Raw genomic sequence first — 22,613 nt, 5'->3', positions numbered from 1 at the left:
GTGGCGCGCGCCGCCTTTACTGGATCTTGACCAGGCATTGAATTGCCGCGCCCACGATAGTCAATGTGAGTACGCTTTCATGGGTGGAACTGGGGGTTTTGGGACCTCTCCAGGTCCGGCAGGACGGTGCGCCCGTCGCTATCCCGGGCGCCAAACCGCGTGCCCTTCTCACGATGCTCGGGTTGCACAGCGGTTCGGTGGTATCGGCCGACCACCTCGTCGAGCTGCTCTGGGGCGACGATCCGCCGCGCACCGCCGCCAAAGCGCTGCAGACCCACATCTCCTCGCTTCGCCGAACCCTGGGCGACGGCTTTGTCCTGACGGCGGGCGCGGGTTGGGCCCTCGCCGAGAGTGAGGTTGACGCCTCGCGTTACAGAACGGCCGCACGACTCGGACGCGCTGCCGCTGCGGCTGGCGACCCGGGCCAAGCGGTGACCCGCTTCGAGGAGGCGCTCGCCCTGTGGCGCGGAATCCCCGAACTGCCCGACAGCCGACGCGGAACCTCCGAAAAGACGCAATGGATCGAGGGTCATGCCGCGCTGGTGGAGGATCGGGCCGACGCGCTGCTTTCGACCGGTCGCGCCGCGGAAATTATCGGCGAGCTGGAGGCCGCGGTTGCCGACGCGCCCCTGCGCGAAAGGCGTTGGGGCCAGCTGATGCTCGCCCTCTACCGCGCCGGCAGACAGGGCGAAGCCCTTGGCGCTTACCAACGGGCTCGGACGCTACTCGCCGAAGAGCTGGGCGTCGACCCGGGACCGTACCTTCGCCGACTCGAGGCCGCGATCGTCGCGCAGGATGCTGCGCTGGAAATCCCTGCTGCACAACAGCCTTCGACGGTGACTCGGGCCGTGACCTTCCTGCTGACCGATATCGAGGGGTCAACGGCCGCTTGGGAGGCAGACGCCGACGCCATGGCCACGGCGCTCGCACGACATGACGAGCTCGTCGAACAGGTCGTCACGTCGCGTGGAGGACGGCTGATAAAGACGCGTGGCGAAGGCGATGCCACGTTCTCCGTCTTCGACCGGCCGTCGACGGCTGCCGCCGCGGCGATAGAGCTGCAAGAAGCAATCGTCCACGAGCCGTGGGCGCTGCGCGAGCCCATGCGTATCCGCGTGGCGCTGCACACCGGGGAGGTCGAGCTTCGCGATGGCGACTACTTCGGACGGGCGGTCAACCGCGCCGCGCGCCTGCGCTCACTGGCTGAGGGTGGCCAAATCCTGTGCTCGGGTGCGACCGCCGAGCTGGTCATCGACTCACTTCCCGATGATGTCGAGCTCGCCGACCTCGGGATGCGCCAGCTGAAGAATCTCGCGCGGCCCGAGCATGTTTTCGAACTCCGACTGGCTACAGCCGAAGTCGCTCCGCCGGCCCCGACAAACGATGCGCCCATCGACCGTCCAGCGCTGCCCGCGGTGCTAGGCGGCCCTGGGCCGTTCGTTGGGCGCGGGCCTGAGCTCGAGGGACTGTTTTCCGCGTGGCAGCGTGCGCTTGCCGGTGGCACGAATGCGGTGCTGATCGCCGGCGAACCGGGTGTCGGCAAGACGCGCCTCGCCGGCGAATGGTCACGGCAGGCCTACGACCAAGGCGCCCTTGTGATTTACGGCCGTTGCGACGAGGACCTCGGTGCGCCATACCAGCCGTTCGCCGAAGCCCTGCGTTCGCTGGTGCCGTGCCTCGGTGCCAACCGCCTTCGAGGCCTGCGCGGCGTGGAAGCACTTCTTGCGCTGGTACCCGGGCTGACCGATGTGCTACCTGATCTGGCCGCGCCTACCCGCGCAGACCCCGACACCGAACGCTACGCACTTTTCGACGCGGTCGTCGCGCTGTTGGGAATCGCCTCCGCCAGGGCGCCCGTTGTGCTGATTCTTGATGACCTGCACTGGGCGGCCAAACCCACGCTGCTGCTGCTGCGGCACTTACTGCGCTTTGGCGAGCGTGACCGCGTGCAGATCGTCGGCACGTATCGCAGCACTGACCTGGACCGCTCGCACCCCCTCGCGGCGATGCTCGCCGACCTGCATCGCGACGGCACCGCCAAGCGCATTGCACTCGGTGGGCTGGACGAGGATGACGTGACCGCGTATGTCGCCGAGGCAGGCTTCGACGACGAAGAGCTGGCCCGAGCGCTGGCGTCGGTCACCGGCGGCAACCCGTTCTTCCTCATCGAGGCACTGCGCCACGTCGATGAAAGTGGCGGACATTGGGATCCGAGCACCCTGCCGCAAGGGGTTCGTGAGGCCGTGAGCCGCCGACTCACCCGGCTTCCGGCGGAGACGAACAAGGCTCTCGCGGCAGCCGCGGTCGTCGGCAGCCGGTTCGGATTGGAACTGGTCGAGCGCGTAGTCGGGGACGACCTCGTCGACGCGTTCGACGAGGCGTGCAAGGCCGGCATCGTCATCGAAGAATCCAGCGGTCACTATCGGTTCAACCACGCCCTCGTCCGACAGTCGCTGCTTGCCGAACTGCCGTCTGTGCGCCGCCTGCGTCTGCACCAGCGCATCGCCACGACGCTGGAGACCGAGCCCGGCGCCGATGACGAGCTGCTGGGCGAACTGGCTTACCACTACTTCGAATGCGCGTGGGCCGGCAACGCCGCCAAGGCCGTCGAGTACTGCCGGCGCGCGGCGGATCAGGCGATGGCACGACTGGCCTACGAAGGTGCCGCCGACCTGTACGACCGAGCGCTGCACGCGCTTGAGGAGATCGACGACGAGCTGCCCGACCGTGACGACCAGGTTGCCGCGTTGATGATCGCCCGCTGCGAGGCACTGTTAGCGGCCGGTGACGTCACTTCAGCGGCAGGCGCGGTGGCGCAACTACAAGATGCGACGCGCGACTCGGCCCGGCTCGCGGCATGGGCCACCTGCTTCGACGGCCAACTCTCGATGTTGATCCATCCTGAGCGCCTCGACGAAGTGGAAGCCGCGGTTGGCGCGGCCGCCGGCAAGCTGGCCGAACTGGACGACGCGGCCGGAGAAGCCATGGCGCACACCGTCCGTGCCGGATGCCTGGCCCGCCTCGGTCGAATCGGCGACTGCGAAATTGCTTTGGACGACGCCCTCACCGCTGCGCGGCGCGCGCGCGAGCACCGCCGGGTGAATGCGGTCTTGGCGGGCGCGCCACTTGCGGCGCTGTGGGGACCAAACCCGGTTCCGCGTGCGGGCGGGCGGTGTCTGGATGTGGTGCGGCTGCTGCGAATTACGACCGACTCGCCCGCGGTCGAGGCGACGTCCACGCGGTGTCAGGCTGTCTTGGAGGCTTTCCGCGGACGCGCTGAGGCGGCCCGACGGATGATCGAGTCGGCCCGGCGAACGGTCACCGAGCTCGGTCTGCGCCATGCCTTTCTCGAGGTCCAGCAATTCGCCGGCATTGTCGAGCTGGTCGTCGGAGACCCGGCCGCGGCCGAGCCGCATCTTCGTCAGGCCTACAACGGTTTTCGGCGGATGGGCCTGGACGCCGACACGGCGGAAACCGCCGCGCTGCTGGGACGTACTTGTCTGGCGCTCGATCATGCAGACGAAGCTGACGAATTATGCAGGGAGAGTGAGCGTCTCGCCGGACACGCACTGAAGCCATCGATCGAATGGCGGAGTCTTCGGGCGCATCTGCTGTCGCGTGGCAATGATCACGACGGGGCCCGGCGGGCGGCCGAGGCTGCCGTCGCCCTTGCTGAGCGAACCGACTTGTTGGTTGACCATGGCGACGCATGTGCCTCGCTGGCAACGGTTTTGGGCGCTGCCGGTGACGCCAGGGGGGCGCGAGCCGCCGCGGAGCGCGCGGTGGGTCTGTACGAACAAAAGGGTGCCGCCGCGCTTGCCGAGATGGCGCGAAACATCCTCGGTGCCGCCAAGCCGGCCGCCCCGGCGCCGCCCGAACCGGAGCCGCAGGTCGAGCCGGACACTGCGTGCGTACGAGCGATCGGGCGCCTCGACGCTGCCTTCGAACGTGGGGCTTGGGATGCGGAACTCGAGCTCCTCGCCCCCGTCATCACCCACGAGAGTCGCCGGAAGATTGTCGGTTATCCCCGCGTCGACCTTCCGGCGAGCGAATGGGTACGCATGGGCCAACGCGCTCGCGAGGTCGGTCCGATGCGGCACCACCACGTGGTGATCGCCGTGCGCGGCGAGCGCCTCGCTCTCTGCCAGTTGGACATAGGTACTGCCGATGTCAGCCGCGCGGCGCCCCAAGACGAGATGCTCGAGATAATCGGTCTCGACAAGGACGGCCGTATCGCGCTGCAAGTGTTTTTCGACCTCGAAGACTCTGACGCCGCTGTCGCCGAGCTCGATGCCGCGCACTCTCGCCGGATTGCGCAAGCGCCACAAGAAGATCCGAGCGTCGAGCTGGACAATGCATGCGTGCGAGTAATCCGCGAGTCTGAGTCGGCCGCCAACCGCGATGCCTGGGACGAGATGGAGACGATATACGCGTCCGACGTCTTCTTCGAAAGTCGCCGCAAGATAATCGGCTTCACACGGGACGATCTTCCGCCCGGCGCTTGGGTAGATCACGCGAGGCGTCTTCGCGATAGCGGCGGGTTGCGCGCCCGCATTGGGATTATCGCCATCCGGGGCGAGCGCTTGGCTCTCACTCGATTGGAGCTCTTCACTGAAGACGACAGCCTTGGTGCGCCGCACGACGAGGCGCTCCAGCTATACGGCATCGACAACGAGGGCCGAATCTCGCTGCAGGTCGTTTTCGACATCGAGGACGTGGACGCCGCATTAGCCGAACTTGACGCCGCGCACGCCCGATTCGAGGAGACACCCTCAAACGCGCCTCGGCTCGAGAACGCGGCGAGTAGAGCCGATGGTCGGTTCAATGTGCTGTTTGCCGAGCGGCGTTGGGACGAAATCGGCGCGATGCTCATCGACCACATCCAGGTCGAGGACCGGCGTCGCGGACTCCGCCGAGAAGGCAACGATCGCGCCACGGAACTCGCGGAGCTACGGGCGATCGCTGAGGTCGGAACTAAGACCATGAGCTCGGTCGTCCTCGCGATCCGCGGGGAGCGCCTCGCCCTCGTCCGTACCCTCTACTCGGGCCAAGACAAACGGCCAGGGGCATTTTGCACCGAGTTACTCCGCGTCGCGGAAATCGACACCGACGAGCGGATCGTGGCGTACGTTGCGTTCGATCTTGACGACGTCGACGCCGCTTATGAGGAGCTGGAAGCGCGGTACCTAGCCGGCGAGGCAGCGCCCTATGCGGATGTCTGGCAGATCGGAATGGAAACGCTCGGCGAACTCAACCGTCACGAACCTGGACCAATGATTGCCCGGCTTGTTTATACCGATCACCGACATATCGGGTTCGCGTCGGGGGACTTCGGTCGCGCGGTCGAGGAATTGTGGGCGCTGGTGCCCGACGCCCGCTACCGGACGACTGCGGTGCACGCGCTCGACGCCCACGGCACCGTCGTCAAATTCGTTATCGAAGGCACCGATATCCACGGCAACGAATTGCAGTGGCCCCGTGTGCTTCTGATGTATGTCGGCCGGGGAGAGACGCGGCTGGAAGTCTACGAAGAGGATGACGTCGATGCCGCCCTTGCCCGATTCAAGGAGTTGCGCCCGCAAGCGCCTCGGCTGGAAAACGCTGCAAGCCAAGCAGTTGAGCGCTACCAGGTCTACTTCGCCTCACGCGACTGGGATGCATTCGCGGCGATACTGGCCGACAACGTCTGTATCGACGATCGCCGGCGGCTGGTAAACGCAGGGGTCCGACACGGTCGCAAGGCCGAGTCCGCAAACATGCGGGCGGCCGCAGACGCCGGCTTCACGTATATTACGTCGGTCTTCATTGCAGCCCGTGGAAATCGCCTCACCCTCACGCGTGGCTCGGGCGGCGAAGGCGGGTCCGGGGAGTTCCTCAACGAGATGCTGAGCGTCGTCGAAGTCAACTCACACAATCAGATCGCGGCGATCGTCTTGTTCGACCTCGACGATTTCGATGCCGCCGTCGCCGAACTCGATGCCCGCTACATCGCGGGTGAAGCGGCGGCCCACCCGAACACGTGGTCGGTCATCGCGGGAAGCTACGCAGCGATCAACCGAAACGAGCAGCCAGCGATTTCGCCGGACTGGGTCACCGTCGATCACCGGCGGGAGACCGCGATGGGACCCGGCGACCTGATCGAATACATCGAAGTGGCCCCGGACCCGAACCAAGACAACCGATCTTATGTTGAGGCCGTGCAGCGACTGGACGACCTGGGCGCAGTCATCACTTACGCAGCGCACGAGACTTCGCAAGAGGGCCTGACGGCCGAGTGGCGCGGGATCGCCGTGTTCACCGTCGAAGGCGAAATGATCAACCGGACTGAGGTTTTCGACGAACAGGACGCTGACACCGCGATCGCACGGTTCGATGAGCTCAGCCGACCAGCGCCGCAACTGCAAAATAGGGCAAGCCAAATTAGTGACCGATTCCTAGCGTACTTCGCGGCGCGCGACTGGGATGCGATGGCCGCGATGACGGCTGACGACTTTTCGAGTGACGATCGTCGTTGCGTGGTGGGTGCGGGAATCCAACTGGGTCGAGATGCCGATGTCGACAATATGCGGGCGTGGGCTGATGTCGGAGTTAGAAAGATGACGTTCGCCGTCATCGCAGTCCGGGGCGAGCATCTGTTCCTGGGGCGGACGCGCTTCTTGGGCGCCGAGCAAGGGTCCGATGCGTTCCACAGCGAGGTTCTCGGCATCGTCGAAGTCGATGCCAAAAACCGTATTGTTGCGCGGGTCGTGTTCGACCCCGACGACTTCGAGGCTGCCATCGCCGAGCTCGACGCCCGATACATCGCCGGCGAAGCGGCTCCGTACGCGAGCGTTTGGAAGCGCACTTTAGACATCATCTGCGAGCTCAATCGCCACGAGCTCGGACCAACGATCGAGCAACTTGCATACGTCGATCACCGACGAGTCCCCTTCGCAGACGGAGACTTCCGACGGGCGATTGAGGAATTGTTGCGTCTTGTACCCGATGCCCGCTATCGGACGACTAAGGTGCACGCGCTCGATGCCCACGGCACCGTCGTCAAATTCGTCATTGAAGGCACCGATATCCGCGGCAACGAATTACAGTGGCCTCGTACACTTCTCTTGTACGTGGGCCGGGGCGAGACGCGGTTGGAAGTCTACGAAGAGGAGGACGTAGACGCCGCCCTTGCTCGCTTCGAGGAGCTGCGCCCGCCGGTGCGGCGGTTGGAAAACGCGGCAAGCCAAGCGTACGAGCACATCCTGGCGTGCATCGCGCCGCGCGACTGGGACGCCATGACCGAAACGGTGGCGGAAGACTTCTACACCGAAGATCGCCGCCGGGTGGTGAATGCCGGGATCCGGCATGGTCGAAATGCCGCAATCGAAGAAGTCCGAGCGGCCGTCGATGTCGGACTCACAATAACGATGGTGGGCGTCATGGCGACCCGCGGCGAGCGCCTCGCCCTTGTGCGTGTTCGCGCAACGGGCCCCGACCCCGGTGCGAGTCAAAGCGACGCGCCTACTCTGGTCGAGCTCCGCTCCGATGGGCGAATCGCGGCAACCGTCATATTCGATCTTGACGACTTCGACTCCGCCCTAGAGGAACTCGACGCCCGATACCTCGCCGCTGAAGCGGCGGCCCACGCGCACCCGTGGTCGGTTATCGCGCGGATGTACTCAGGAGTCAATCGCGGCGAACTTCCTGCGACGACTCAGGACTGGGTAAACCTCGACCATCGGCACGTCGTCACACTGGCGCCCGGCGACATCATTCCAAACCTCCGCGCTTTCTGGGACCTCATGCCGGATCGGAGCATCTACATCGAAGCTGTGCATCGGCTAAGCGACCTAGGAGCGGTCTTGACCTTTACGGCAAAGGCAACCTCGCAGGAAGGTTTCGAGGGCGAGTGGCGGGCGAATCACGTCGTGACAATTGACGGCGACCTGGTTAGCCGCAGCGAGATGTTCGACGAGGCCGACATCGACGCCGCCTTGGCGAAATTCGATCAGCTCAGCCGGCCGGCACCGCGGTTGGAGAACAGGGCAAGCCGAATAACCGAGCGCCTACAGGCGTGTATCGTCACGCGCGACTGGGCCGCGGCGGCCGAGATGCTGGCTGATGACGTTTTGAGTGAAGACCGGCGCCGAGTCGTGAACGCGGGGATCAGACGCAGTCGGGACGCCGCAATCGAAGATGCTCGCGCGATCGCAAATCTAGGCGTTACGGATATAGCGCCGACCATCCTTGCGACGCGCGGCGAGCGCCTCGTCCTTCGTCGCGCCCGATGCTGGGTCGGGACGTTCTATACGGATATCCTCGACGTCTACGAAATCGGCTGCGACGACCGGGTCGTGGGGTTGGTGGTGTTCGACCCCGACGACTTCGAGGCCGCCCTGGCAGAGCTCGACGCCCGCTACCTCGCCGGCGAAAGCGCCGCCCACGCACACACGTGGTCACTCGTCACCGGCGCCTTCGCCGCAATCAACAGACACGAACTCCCCGAGCTGACGCCGGACTGGGCGAATGTCGACCACCGACGCGGTGCAGCGTTCGCGCCCGGCGACATGACCGCATTCGTCCGCGACATATTTGAAGACTCGCCGGACATCGAGGTCTATATCGAGGCTGTCCATCGCCTGGCCAACCTGGGAGTGGTTGTCACCCAAAGGGCGCACGGCATTTCGCAAAACGGTTTTGAAGCCGAATGGCGGGAGATTGGGATTTTCACGTTCGACGGTGAACTGCTCAGCCGTTGCGAACTGTTCGACGAAATGGATCTCGACGCCGCGATCGCACGGTTCGATCAGCTAAGTCAGCCTGCGTCGCGGCTGGAAAACGCGGCGAGCCAAGCAATAGAGCGGTTCCACATCTGCTTTGAGGCCCGCGACTGGGACGCCATGGCCGAACTGATGGCCGAGGAGATATTGGACGACGATCGTCGGCGGGTGGTCAACGCCGGTGTGCGACGCGGTCGGGATGCCGAAATCGCGAACATGCAAGCCATCGCCGATATCGGGGCCCAGAAGCTTTCGTCGACCGTCATTGCCACCCGCGGCGAGCGCCTCGTCCTGAGGCGGGAAAACGTGGGCAACGACGAGCTACCGGAGGCATTCCAGTTCACTTCGGTGCTGCAGATAGTGGAGATCGACGCCGACGAGCGGTTAGCAGCCGTCGTGACATTTGACCTCGACCAGATCGACGCCGCCTTCGAAGAACTCGATGGCCGCTACCTGGCAGAGGAAGCAGCCGAGCACGCGCATACGTGGTCGGTCATCACGCGGTGGTATGCCGCGCTCAACCGCCACGAGATACCGCCGACGACACCGGACTGGGTCAATACGGACCACCGGCGAGGGCGATCGTTCGAGGCCGGTGATCTGCCCGCATTCCTCCATGCCACATGGGAACTCATGCCACAAGCCCGGATCTATATCGAGGCCGTGCACCGCCTGAGTAACTTCGGAGCGCTAGTCACGCAGGCGTCACAGGGGACGTCGCCAGACGGCTTCGACGCAGAGTGGCGCGAAATCAGCATGAAGGTTCTGGACGGCGACCTGATTAGCCGGTCCGAGCTCTTCGACGAGACAGATATCGAACTCGCGATCACACGGTTCGATGAACTGCAACCGTCGGCACCGCAGCTGGAAAACGTGGCAACACAAGTCGCCCAAAGATTCTGGAGCTCTTTCGCAGCCCGCGACTGGCACGGCATGGCGGAAATACTCGCCGACGACCTTGCCACTGAGGATCGTCGTCGTGTGGTGGGCGCAGGCAGCCATCGTGGTCGAGACTTCGACATCGCGAATATGCGGGCCGTCGCAGACATTGGGGTGACGAACGCAACACTGACCGTCATTGCGACACGTGGCGTGCGCCTGGCGCTCAGCCGCATTCGGCTGTCGGGCCGCGACCAACGGCCCGACGCGTTCCACACCGAAGCGCTCGGCATCGCCGAGATCGATACCGAGGGGCGACTCGTCACCCACGTCGCGTTCGACCCCGAGGATTTCGACGGCGCCTTCGCCGAACTCGACGCCCGCTACCTCGCCGGCGAAGCGGCTCCTCACTCGCACATCTGGTCTGCCTTGACCCGGGTCTACCGCACGATCAATCGGCACGAACTGACCTTGACGACACCGGATTGGGTGAACATCGATCATCGGCGGGGCCGAGGGTTCGCGCCGGGCGACATGACCGCCAATATCCTTGCCGCGTGGCAACTTACGCCGGACATCGGTTTCTATTTTGAGGCCGTACATCGGTTGAGCAACCTCGGAGCAGTCGTCACCAGCGCAACGCACGGGACCTCAGATCAGGGGTTCGACGCCGAATGGCATCAGATCGACATTCTAATGTTCGAGGGCGGTCGAATCTGCCGCTGCGAAATCTTTGACGAAGCAGACCTCGACGCCGCGCTCGCCCGCTTCGAAGAGCTGCATCCGCAGTCGCCGCGCCTGAAAAACGCTGTGGTAGAGCGCTTCCTGGCGCACTTCGCGGCCCGTGACTGGGATGCCATGGCGCAGGATTTCGCCGACACTTATTACCTCGACGATCATCGTCGGGTCGTCAACGCCGGGGTCCGAAACGGCCGAGATGCCGCCATCGAAGACATGCGGGCGGCCGCCGACGTCGGGTTGTGGGCGAACATCACGGCGGATGTCATCGCGACCCGGGGCTCACGCCTCTTTCTCTCGCGCTTTCGCTCCTCGGGCCGCGACCACGATGCCGTTCAACTAGATGTCCTGCAGGTCGCCGAGATCGACGCAGATGAGCGGTTCGCAGCGTGCATCGTGTTTGACCTCGACGACATCGACGCAGCCTTGGAGGAACTCGACGCCCGCTACCTCGCCGGAGAAGCGGCCCCCTGCGCACGGACATGGTCCCTCGTCAGGGATGGCTACGCCGCGCTTAATCGCCGCGAACTTCCGCCGGCGACGTCGGACTTAGCCAACATCGACCATCGACGGCTCGTGGCGATTGAAGCGCGCGACTTCGTGGCTTCCCTTCGCGCAGCATGGGATCTGACATCGCAACTCCGGTTTTTCATCGAACGCGTCCATCGCCTCACGAACCTCGGCGCGGTAGTAACCCAAGCGGTTTCTGCCACCTCGCAAGAGGGTTTCGACGGCGAATGGCGGGAAATCGCCTTGCTGGCGTTCGATGGCGACCTGATCAAGCGCTGCGAAATCTTCGACGAGACAGACCTCGACGCCGCACTCGCCCGCTTTGACGAGCTCCATCCGCAGGCGCCACGACTGGAAAACACCGCAACCCAAATCATCGAGCGGTATCAAGCGTGCTTCACGACTCGCGGTTGGGCCGCCATGGCGGAGCTACTGGCCAACGACATTGTCACCGACGATCGTCGCCGGGTCGTGAATGCAGGGGTTCGACGTGGCCGAGAAGTGCACATCGCGGACATGCGAGCCACCGTCGATGTCAGCGACCCGACCTTTTCTACCAGCATCATCGCGTCCCGGGGGGAGCGCCTTGCCCTCGCTCGGGTCCGTATCTTCAACCGCGGCATGACCGACGAGGTCGGCGCCGAGGCTCTCGGCATCTGCGAGATCGATGCTGACGAACGCATCGTCGCGATGGTTTCATTCGACCCCGACGACATCGACGCAGCCTTCAAGGAACTCGACGCCCGCTACCTCGCCGGCGAAGCGGCCCAACACGCGCACACGTGGTCAGCGATTACCGGGCTCTACGCCGCGATCAACCGGCACGAAATCCCCGCGATGACGCCGAATTCCGTTTATATCGATCATCGACCTCTCATTTCTATTGAGGCGCTCGACATGGCCGCATTCTTTCGCGCCGTGTGGGAACTCACACCCCAACTGAGCATGTACGTCGAGGCTGTCCAACGGCTGAATAACCTGGGGGCAGTCGTCAGCGTTGTGGCACGTGGGACCTCAGAAGAGGGCTCCGACGTAGAGTGGCGGCCGATCGGCATATTGATGTTCGAGGGCAACCAGTTGGGCCGCTGCGAAACCTTCGCTGAGGTTGACATCGACTTGGCACTTGCCCGCTTCGATGAATTGCGCCCGCAGGCACCGCGATTGGAGAACGCGGCAAGCCGAGTGGCCGCGCGCGTCTGGTCAGGCTTTGCAGCCCGCGACTGGGACGCCCTGACGGAGCTGTTCATCGATAACATTTCCACCGACGATCGCCGTCGGGTCGTGAACGCGGGGGTCCGACAAGGTAGAGAAGTCGTGATCGATGACATGCGACGCCTCACCGAGTTTGCAGTGAATATAACGTCGACCGTCATTGCGACCCGCGGGGAACGCCTGGCACTCAACCGCATCGGTACCTCGACCTCCGATAACTTCGATGTAGAGCTGCTCAGCATCATCGAAATCGGCAGCGACAACCGGGTGGTGGCCGGTGTGCAGCTCGACATCGAAGACGTCGATGCCGCCTTCGCCGAGCTTGATGCACGATACATTACCGGCGAAGCGGCCCCGCACGCGCAGACCTGGACGGCGATTGCCCGGACGTTCGCCACGATTAACCGGCACGAACTTCCCACGATGACCCCGAATTCGGTTTTCATCGATCGTCGACCGCTCATCTCGACCGAGGCGATTGATGGGGCCACATTGCTCCGCGCCGCATTGGAACTCACACCCCAAGTCCGCATGTATGTCGAGGCTGTGCACCGACTGGATAACCTCGGGGCAGTCGTCAGCGTCGTAGCTCGTGGGACCTCAGAGGAGGGCTTCGACGTAGAGTGGCGGCCGATCGACATATTGATGTTCGAGGGCGACCGGCTGAGCCGCTGCGAAGTATTCGACGAGGCAGACATTGGCGCCGCTCTTGCCCGCTTTGATGAATTGCACCCGCAGGAACCACGATTGGGAAATGCGGCAAGCCGAGCAGAGCAACGCTTCTTTGCGTGCTGGGCGGCCCGTAACTGGGCGGCGATGGCCGAGACGCTCACCGAAGATACTTTCATCGACGACACTCACCGCAACGTGGCGAACGTCGGGTTATGGGACGGTCGCGATGTCGTGATCGCAAATATGCAAACCCTGGTCGACGATGCGGCTCCAGAAATCACAACGTTGACTGTCGTCGCGACGCGCGGGGAGCGCCTTGTCCTTACTCATAGGCGATCTCCGAACCGCGACCCGCACAACGGGGAATTCGTCTCCGAAGGGCTCATCATCGCCGAGACTGACAACGACGGTCGGATCACGGCGCACATCCAGTTCGACGTCGACGACATCGACGCGGCTTTCGCGGAGCTCGACGCGCGATACCTCGTCGGCGAAGCTGCCGCGTACTCGCACACGTGGTCGCTCATGGCGCAGACCCACTCCGCGCTCAACCGCCACGAGATCCCCCCAACTGCACCCGGTTTCGTCAACATTGACCACCGCCGCGGCATAGCTTTCGCGCCTGGCGACATCGTCCCGTTTGTGCGCGCCACGTTTGACGACACGCCCGACGCAACTCATTACATCGTGGCGGTGCATAGGCTGAGTGACCTCGGAGCAGTCATCACCCAAGCGCTGCGCGGGACCTCGCGTCAGGGCCTCGACGCCGAGTGGCAAAACATCGGCCTTTTCACGTTCGAAGGTGACTTGGCCACCCGTGTCGAGGTCTTCGACGAAGAGGACCTCGACGCCGCTATCACCCGCTTCAAGGAACTGCACCAGAGGAGGCGGCTGGAAAACACTGCATCCCGGGTGAACGAGCGCATGTATGCGTACTTCGCCGCCGACGACTGGGCGGCGATCGCGGAGATCTTCGCCAATGACATCGTCTACGACGATCGCCGTCGCGTGGTGAACGGCGGCTGTTGGCACGGCCGCAATCTCGTGGTTGAAAACATGCGCGCGGTTACCGACTTTACCGTCGAGAATTTAGGGCTCGTCGCCACCCGGGGTGATCGCCTCGCCCTCAGTCGCTGGCGATGGTCGAACAGCGACCCGGCGTCGGAGACGTTCCATACGGAAGTGCTCTGCCTGGTCGAGGTCGACACCGATGCGTTGATCGCGGGGTTGATCGTGTTCGATCCCGAGAGCTTTGACCCGGCCATAGCGGAGCTAGACGCCCGTTACCTCGCCGGCGAAGCTGCCGGCCACGCGCACACGTGGTCGGTTATCGCACGGGGAGTCGCCGCAATAAACCGGCGCGAGCTACCTGCGGTCACGGCGGACTGCATCAGCATCGACCACCGCAGAGGGACGGCGTTCGAAACCGGCGACCTCACCGCAGCGATCTACGCGTCCTTCGACGTCACGCCTCGCCTAAGGATCCACACAGACGCGGTGCACCGGCTGAACGATCTCGGAGCGGTCGTCACAAACACGGCGTATGGGACCTCGCAAGAAGGCTTTGACGCCGAGTGGCGAATGATTCAACTTCTTACCATCGATGGCGAATCGATCAACCGCCACGAGGTATTCGACGAGGCAGACCTCGACGCGGCCCTCGCCCGGTTTGAGGAACTGCAGCCGCCACCGCCACGACTGGAAAGCGCGGCAAGCCGAATAACCGAGTATTGCTGCGCGTGCTTCTCGGCGCAGGATTGGGCCACGCTGGCGACGCTGCTGGCCGACGACATGGTTCTGGACGATCGCCGCCGTGTCGTGAACGCGGGGGTTCGACGTGGCCGAGATTCGTATATCGCAGACAATCGAGCCGCCGTCGAGGCCGGCGCAGAGACCATATCTTCGAGCGTCATTGCGACCCGCGGGGAGCGCCTCGCCCTCGCTCATGTCCGCGCCTTCAACCGCGGCTTTTCGCCTGGCGAGGTCGGCGCCGAGTGGCTCGTCGTCGCCGAGATCGACGCCGGCGAGCGGATCGCCGCGATTGTCGCATTCGATCTTGACGACATCGACACCGCCTTCGAGGAACTCGACGCCCGCTACTTCACCGGCGAAGCGGCCGCACACTCACGCACGTGGTCGGTCATCGCGCGTGCCCAGGCCGCCTTCAACCGGCACGAACTCCCAACGGCGGACTGGGTAACCATCGACCATCGACCGGTCGCCCCGATCGATGCGAGCGATCTGCAAGCAGCCATACGTGCCATTGGGGACCTCACACCAGATCTCACCGCCCGCATCGAGGCGGTACATCGGCTCAGCAGTTTCGGAGCAGTCGTCACCTATACGGCGCATGGGATCTCGACAGAGGGCTTCGCCGCCGAGTGGCGGATGATCGAAATTCTGACTGTCGACGGCGACCGGCTCAACCGCAGCGAATTCTTCGACGAGGCAGACCTCGACGCGGCCCTCGCCCGGTTTGAGGAACTGCAGCCGCAGGCGCCACTTCCGGAAAACGCGGCAGGCCGAATATTCCAGCGTTACTACGCGTGCTTCTCGATCCAGGACTGGGCCGCCATGTCGGAGCTGCTGGCCGACGACATCGTTGTGGACGATCGTCGCCGTGTCGTGAACGCAGGGGTTCGACATGGCCGAGATGTGCACATCGCGGACAATCGAGCCGCCGCCGAGGTCGGCGGAGAGTCCATATCTTCGAGCATCATCGCTACACGCGGCGAGCGACTTGCCCTCGCTTATGGCCGTGTCTTCAACAGCGTCTCTTCGCCCGGTGAGGTCGCCGCCGAGTGGCTCGCCGTCGCCGAGATCTACGACGACGAGCGGATCGTCGCGATGGTCGGATTCGACCTCGACGACATCGACGCCGCCTATGAAGAACTTGATGCGCGGTACCTCGCGGGCGAAGCGGCGGCCCATTTGCAGACGTGGTCGGTTATCGCAAGGGAATGCGCCGCATTCAACCGGCACGAGCACACCATTGCCGACTTCATCACCATCGACCACAGGCCGCTCGCCATAATCGACGCGGCTGACCCGCAATCAGCCATGCGAACTTTTGATGTCACGCCAGACTTCAGCATCCGCATCGAGGCGGTGCATCGGCTCAGTGGTTTCGGAGCGGTCGCCACCTATACGGCGCATGGGACCTCGCCAGACGGCTTCGCCGGCGAGTGGCGAATGATCTTCCTTCTCACTGTTGAAGGCGAACGGATCAACCGCTGCGACGTTTTCGACGAGGCAGACCTCGACGCCGCGCTTGCCCTCTTTGAAGAACTGCAGCCACCGACACGGCGACTGGAAAACGCGGCAACCCAAGTGGCCGAACGTCTTCGGGCGAACTTCACGGCCCGCGACTGGACCGCATATGCGGAGCTACTGGCCGAAGACTGCTTCACCGACGATCGCCGCCGGGTTGTGAACGCCGGAAACCAACATGGCCGAGATGCCGACATCGCAAACATGCGGGCCATCGCCGCCGTCGGGGTCGCAAACATTGCCTTGACAACTATTGCCATCCGCGGAGAGCGCCTCGCCCTGGGTCGTGCCCGCATGTCGGGCCGAGACCAGCGGCCTGAGGCTTTCTACACCGAGACGCTCACCATCGTCGAGATCGACACGAACAACCGGGTCGTCGCGCAGGTCGTGTTCGACCCCGACGACATCGACGCCGCCTTCGAGCAGCTCGACGCACGCTACCTCGCCGGCGAAGCAGCCGCCCACGCGCACGTTTGGTCGGTCATTGCCGGGATCTACGCCGGGTTCAACCGGCGCGAACCTCCTGCGACGACGCCGGATTGGGTCTACGTGGACCATCGGCCGCTGGTAAGGATTGATGCGGTTGATCTGCCTTCGTCCATCGATGCCGTCTGGGAGCAAACACCGGACATCCGGCTCTATATCGAAGCAGTGCACCGAGTGAGCGACCTCGGAGCGGTTGTCACCCACACCGCGCGTGGCATTTCGCAAGAGAACTTCGACGCCGAATGGCGGATGGTCGACGTCCTCGCGGTCGAAGGCGACCTGATGCGCCGCTCCGAAATGTACGACGAGGCAGACCTTGACGCCGCACTCGCGCGCTTTGAGGAACTGCAACCACGGGCTCCGCGACTGGAAAACGCGGCAAGCCAAGTGGACCAACGCTTCTGGAAAACCTTCACGGCGCGCGACTGGGACGGTATGGCAGAATTGCTGGCCGACGACGTTTCCACGGACGATCGCCGTCGGGTCGTAAACGCCGGCGTCCGTCAGGGTCGAGATCACTACATGGCGACGATGCGAGCCGCTGCCGACGTGGGTTTCGAGAAGACTGCGTCTACCGTCCTGGCGACTCGCGGAGTGAACCTCGCCCTCACGCGTGTCCGCGCCTGGGCTGACGGGATGCGGCCGGAAGAGGCCGGCATCGACGTGCTCAACATTGCCGAGATCGATGCCGACAACCGGATCGTCGCGCATATCGGGTTCGACCTCGATGACATCGATGCCGCCTTTGCCGAGCTCGACGTGCGCTACCTCAGCGGAGAGGCCGCACCCCATGCGCAGACGTGGTCTGTGATTGCCGAGTCCGCGGCCGCATTCAACCGACGTGAATTCCCGCCGATAACACAGGATTCCGTTTACATCGATCATCGCCCGTTGCTAAATAACGCGGCAAGTGATCTGGCCGCGAACAGCCGTGCCACCTGGGACCTCATGCCCGATATCCGCGTCCGCATCGAGGCCGTGCATCGGGTAAGCGAACTCGGAGCCGTCATCACCCAATGCCTGAAAGGGGCCTCGCAAGAGGGTCTCGACGCTGAATGGCGCATGATCGCGATCTTCACCGTCGACGGTGACCTGATCGACCGCGCCGAAATGTTCGACGAGGCAGACCTCGACACCGCCCTCGCCCGCTTCGACGAGTTGCAACCGCAGGCACCGCGATTGGTAAACGCGGCAAGCCAAGTAGACCAACGCTTTTGGGACTACTTCACCGCGCGCAACTGGGACGCCATGGCGGAATTGATGGCCGAAGACATTTCCACAGACGACCATCGTCGGGTCGTGAACTCCGGCATTCGGCACGGTCGCGTCGAACATAAAGCGGGACTGCGAGCCGCCGCCGAAGTGGGAACCGAAAAGATGGCGTCAATAGGCGTAATTGCGACGCGCGGGGCACGGCTTGCCCTCACTCGTATCCGCTCCTGGAACCGCGGCCTGCGGCCGGAGGAGGTCGGCTTCGAGGCGCTCACCATCGTCGAGATCGACTCCGAAGGTCGGATCGTGGCGCGCGTCGGGTTCGACGTCGACGACATCGATGCCGCCTTTGCCGACCTCGAAGCTCGGTACATCGCCGGCGAAGGCGCCGCCCATTCGCGAACGTGGTCTGTCATCGCGGGAACCTACGCCGCATACAACCATCACGAACTGCCCCTGACAACAACGGATTCGGTTTACATCGATCATCGACCGCTCGTAACCATCGAGGCGAGTGATCTGGCCACATCTATTCGCGTCGTGTGGGACCTCCTTCCAGACATCAGCTACTGTGTCGAGACGGTGCATCGACTGAGCGAGCTCGGAGCCGTCGTCACCCAAACCCTGAAAGGGACCTCCAAAGAGGGCGTCGACGTCGAGTGGCGGATGATCGACCTCTTTACGATCGAGGGTGACCTAATCAGCTGCTGCGAAATCTTCGACGAGACAGACCTGGACGCCGCGCTCGCACGGTTCGACGAGCTCAGTCGTCAGCTGCCGCGACTTGAGAACGCCGCCACTCGGGCGTGGTCGCAGCTAGCTGACGCGTTCAACCGCCGCGACTTGGACGGTGTACTGGCCGCCGGCGGTGCTGACGCGGGCTATGAGGACCGGCGGAAAGGCTTGGGGGACAAGGTCGACGGTTCAGGACGGCGCAAGGCTGTGCTGGCCGTGTTCGAGATGGCACAGAGCAACTGGCGGATGGAGGTTGAGCCCATCGCCATCCGAGGGACTCGCCTCGCGGTGATCCGCGGGTGCTACCGCGACGTCGAGGATGCCGATCGACCGATCGCCGTCGAGTTCTTGAACGTTATGGAACTCGGCGACGACGGGCGAATGGAAGCCAGCGTGAGCTTCGATCCCGACGACATTGACGCTGCGTTTGCGGAACTCGACGCCCGGTACCTCGCTGGAGAAGCGGGTCCCCACGCGCACATCTGGTCGGTAATCGCGCGGAATACCGCCGCGCTCAACCGGCACGAGTTGCCCTCTGCGGACTGGGTCGTCACAGACCACCGGCGAGGTACGCCGTTCGCGCCGAGGCGCGGCGGCGACACCAACTGGACTGCGTCCACCCGCGGAATTTGGGACATCACGCCGCACCTCAACATCCACATCGAGGCCGTGCATCGGCTGAGTAACCTCGGCGCTGTTGTCACCTGGGTGGGCCGCGGAATCTCGCAAGATGGCTTCGAAGCCGAGTGGCGAATGATCCAGGCTCTGACTGTCGAAGGCGATCTGGTCAACCGCTGCGAGCTGTTCGACGAGGCAGACCTGGATGCCGCGCTTGCCCGGTTCGAGGAATTGCAACCGCAAGCGCGGCAGCTTGAAAACGCGGCCGGCCGAGTGAGTAGGCACCTCTTGGCGCACTTCGCGGCAGGCGACTGGCACGCCATGGCAGAGATGCTCGCCGACGACTTTTTCAGAGACGATCGCCGTCGGGTGGTGGGCGCCGGAGTCGGACATGGTCGAGACGGCTGGATCTCGGACATGCGGGCGACCGCGGACCTGTGGACGGCCAACGTTACATCTACCGTCATAGCGACCCGCGGCGAGCGGCTTGTCCTGATACGTGGCCGCTTCTCGCACCGCGATCAAGCGCCCGAGGGATTTGTCACGGAGTACCTCAGCATCGTCGAGATCAACGCCGACGAGCAGATCGCGGCGATCGTCATGATCGACCTCAATGACATCGACGCCGCCTTCGAAGAACTCGACGCCCGGTACCTCGCCGGCGAGGCGGCCCCCCACGCGCGCATATGGTCGGCCATCACCGACGTCTACGCCAAGCTCAACCGACATGAGCTTCTTCCCACGACACACGATTGGGTGAATATTGATCACCACCGGCTTGTGCGGGCCGAGTCGGGCCAGCTCACCGCGTATGCCGTTGAGGCATGGAACATTTCGCCCGACATGACCGGGTACATCGAGGCTGTGCATAGGATGAGTAATTTCGGAACGGTCGTCACGCTGGTGGTGCATGGCACGTCGCAAGAAGGCTTCGACGCCGAGTGGCGGGAGATCGAACTTTTGATGTTCGACGGCGATCGCATCAACCGCCTAGAAATCTTCGACGAGGAAGACGTCGACGCAGCGCTCGCCCGCTTCGACGAGTTGCAACCGCAAGCGCGACGGCTGGAAAACGCGGCAAGTCAAGCGTACGAACGTTTCTGGAGCTACTACACAGCCCACGACTGGGACGCCATGGGTGGGATGCTTGTCGAAGACCTCTTCAAAAGCGATCGTCGTCGCGTCGTAAATGCTGGCATCCAACATGGTCGAGAGATCCAAATAGCCGACATGCGAAGCCTCGCCGACATTGAGGCGAACAACACGGTAGCCGTCGTCGCGACCCGCGGGAAACGACTCGTCCTTACTCGTGTCTGTTCCTCGAACAGCGATCTGCGGCATGGGGAGTTCGGCGTCGAGATGCTCGCCATCGTTGAGATCGCTGCCGACGAACGGATCGCGGCATTCATCACATTCGACCTCGACGACATCGACGCCGCCTTCGAAGAACTCGACTCCCGGTACCTCGCCGGCGAAGCGGCCGCACACGCGGACACATGGTCGGTGATCGCGGAGGCGTACGCCGGGTTCAATCGCCACGAATTGCCCCCGATGGCAACGGATTCGGTGAGCGTCGACCGCCGCCGGCTGGTAACAAACGAAGCGGTTGATCTGGCTGTAGGTGCTCGTAGCGTGTGGGCCGTCGCTCCGGACGTCCGGGTCCACATCGAGGCTGTCCACCGGTTGAGCCAATTCGGAGCCGTTGTCACGCACGTAGGTAATGGCGCCTCGCCAGACGGCTTGGACGCCGACTGGCGGATGGTCAACGTTTTCACGGTAGACGGTGATCTGCTCAGCCGCTGCGAGATCTTCGACGAGGTCGACCTGGACGCGGCGCTGGCCCGATTCGACGAACTGCACCCTCGTGCACCGCGTCCAACGAACGCGGCAAGCCAAGTGGAGCAACACTTCTTGGCCTACTTCGGAGCCCGTGACTGGAACGCCCTTGCGGAGTTGATCGCCAACGACATATCCGTAGATGATCGGCGTCGGGTCGTGAACGCCGGCGTCCTGCACGGCCGCAATTCGGAGATCGCAAGCCTGCGGGCGCTTGCCTCCGTCGGAGTCACCAGCGGAACGTCAACGGTGGTAGCAATCCGCGGGGAGCGCCTCGTCCTCGGACGTAACGACGTCACCGACCGTTGGTCCACGGATGGCGGGTCGAAGTCAGAGGCGCTATGCGTTGTTGAAATCAACTCCGAAAACCAGATCGTGGCACGCGTCGTGTTCGACTCCGATGATCTCGACGCCGCCTTCGAAGAGCTCGACGCCCGATACGTCGCCGGCGAAGCGGCCACCAACTCTGATACATGGTCGGTCATCACGAAGGTCTTCGCCTCGATGAGCCGACGCGAGCTTCCCCCGACGACACCAGATTGGGTGAACGTCGATCACCGGCGACTCGCAATAACGGAGGCGGGCGGTCTCGAGGCGGCCCTCCGCTCATTGTGGGAGCTCATGCCCGAGCTCAACTTCCGCATCGAGGCAGTACATCGGTTGAGCGACTTGGGTGCGGTCTTTACTCGGGTGGCCACTGGTACCTCGCAAGACGGCTTGGATGCCGAGTGGCGATGCACCGAGCTTATGAGCGTCGGAGGCAACCTGCTCAGCCGCGCCGAGGTCTTCGACGAGGATGACCTCGACGCCGCACTGGCCCGGTTCGATGAACTGCACCTACAGACACCCCGGCCGGAAAACGCGGCAAGCCAAGTGGAGCAACACTTCTGGGACCACTTCGCAGCGCACGACTGGGATGCCATGGCGGAATTACTGTCAGACGAAATTTTGATGGATGATCGTCGTCGCGTCGTGCGCGCCGGGCTCTGGTACGGTCGCGAGGCCGTAATCACAAATATGCGAGCCGTTTCCGAGGCCGGGTTGAGGATCACGGTGACCGTCGTTGCTACTCGCGGCGAGCGCCTCGCGCTGTATCGAGCCGTAAATCGCGACGTGCGGCACGATGAGTTTTACACCGAGATGTTCAGCATCGTCGAGATCGACGCCGACAACAAGATAAAGGCACACATTGCGTTCGATGTTGACAACATCGACGCCGCCGTCGAAGAACTCGACGCCCGGTACCTCGCCGGCGAAGCGGCCGCCTTTGCGCAGACATGGACGGCCATGACCCAGGTTCAGAGCACGTACAACCGACACGAACTTTCCAGGCCGGTGGCGGAGGATTGCGTGAGCATCGATCATCGGCGAGGCAGAGCATTCGCGCCAGGCGACTTGATCCCATTCCTCAGCGCCACATGGGAAGTCGCTCCGGACGTCAAGGGCCACATCGAGGCTGTGCACCGGTTGAGCACCCTCGGAGTGGTCATCACAGAGGTCATGACGGGGACATCAGAGGAGGGCTTCGACGCCGAGTGGCGCGAGATCGGCCTGTTCTTATTCGAAGGCGAGCTGGTCTCGCGGTTTGAGCTGTTCGACGAGGAAGACCTCGACGCCGCGCTCGCGCGGTTCGATGAGCTCAACGGCCAAGTGCCGCCACTTGAAAACGCCGCAGCGCAAACCTGA

General features: G+C 63.7%; 1 protein-coding gene. It reads left to right on the top strand.

Going from position 1 to position 22,613, the window contains the following annotated elements; translation table 11 throughout:
- The first annotated feature begins 65 nt into the window (after window positions 1-65).
- The gene (locus A9W99_RS00055; protein ID WP_156622869.1) at window positions 66-22,613 is read left to right on the top strand and encodes a BTAD domain-containing putative transcriptional regulator; all 22,548 of its coding nucleotides are present in this window, start codon (window positions 66-68) and stop codon (window positions 22,611-22,613) included.

This window comes from Mycobacterium sp. 1164966.3 (genome assembly GCF_001665395.1).
Taxonomy (GTDB): domain Bacteria; phylum Actinomycetota; class Actinomycetes; order Mycobacteriales; family Mycobacteriaceae; genus Mycobacterium.
The sequence above is the reverse complement of the archived record's forward strand: the minus strand, read 5'-3'. Positions and strand labels throughout refer to the sequence as shown.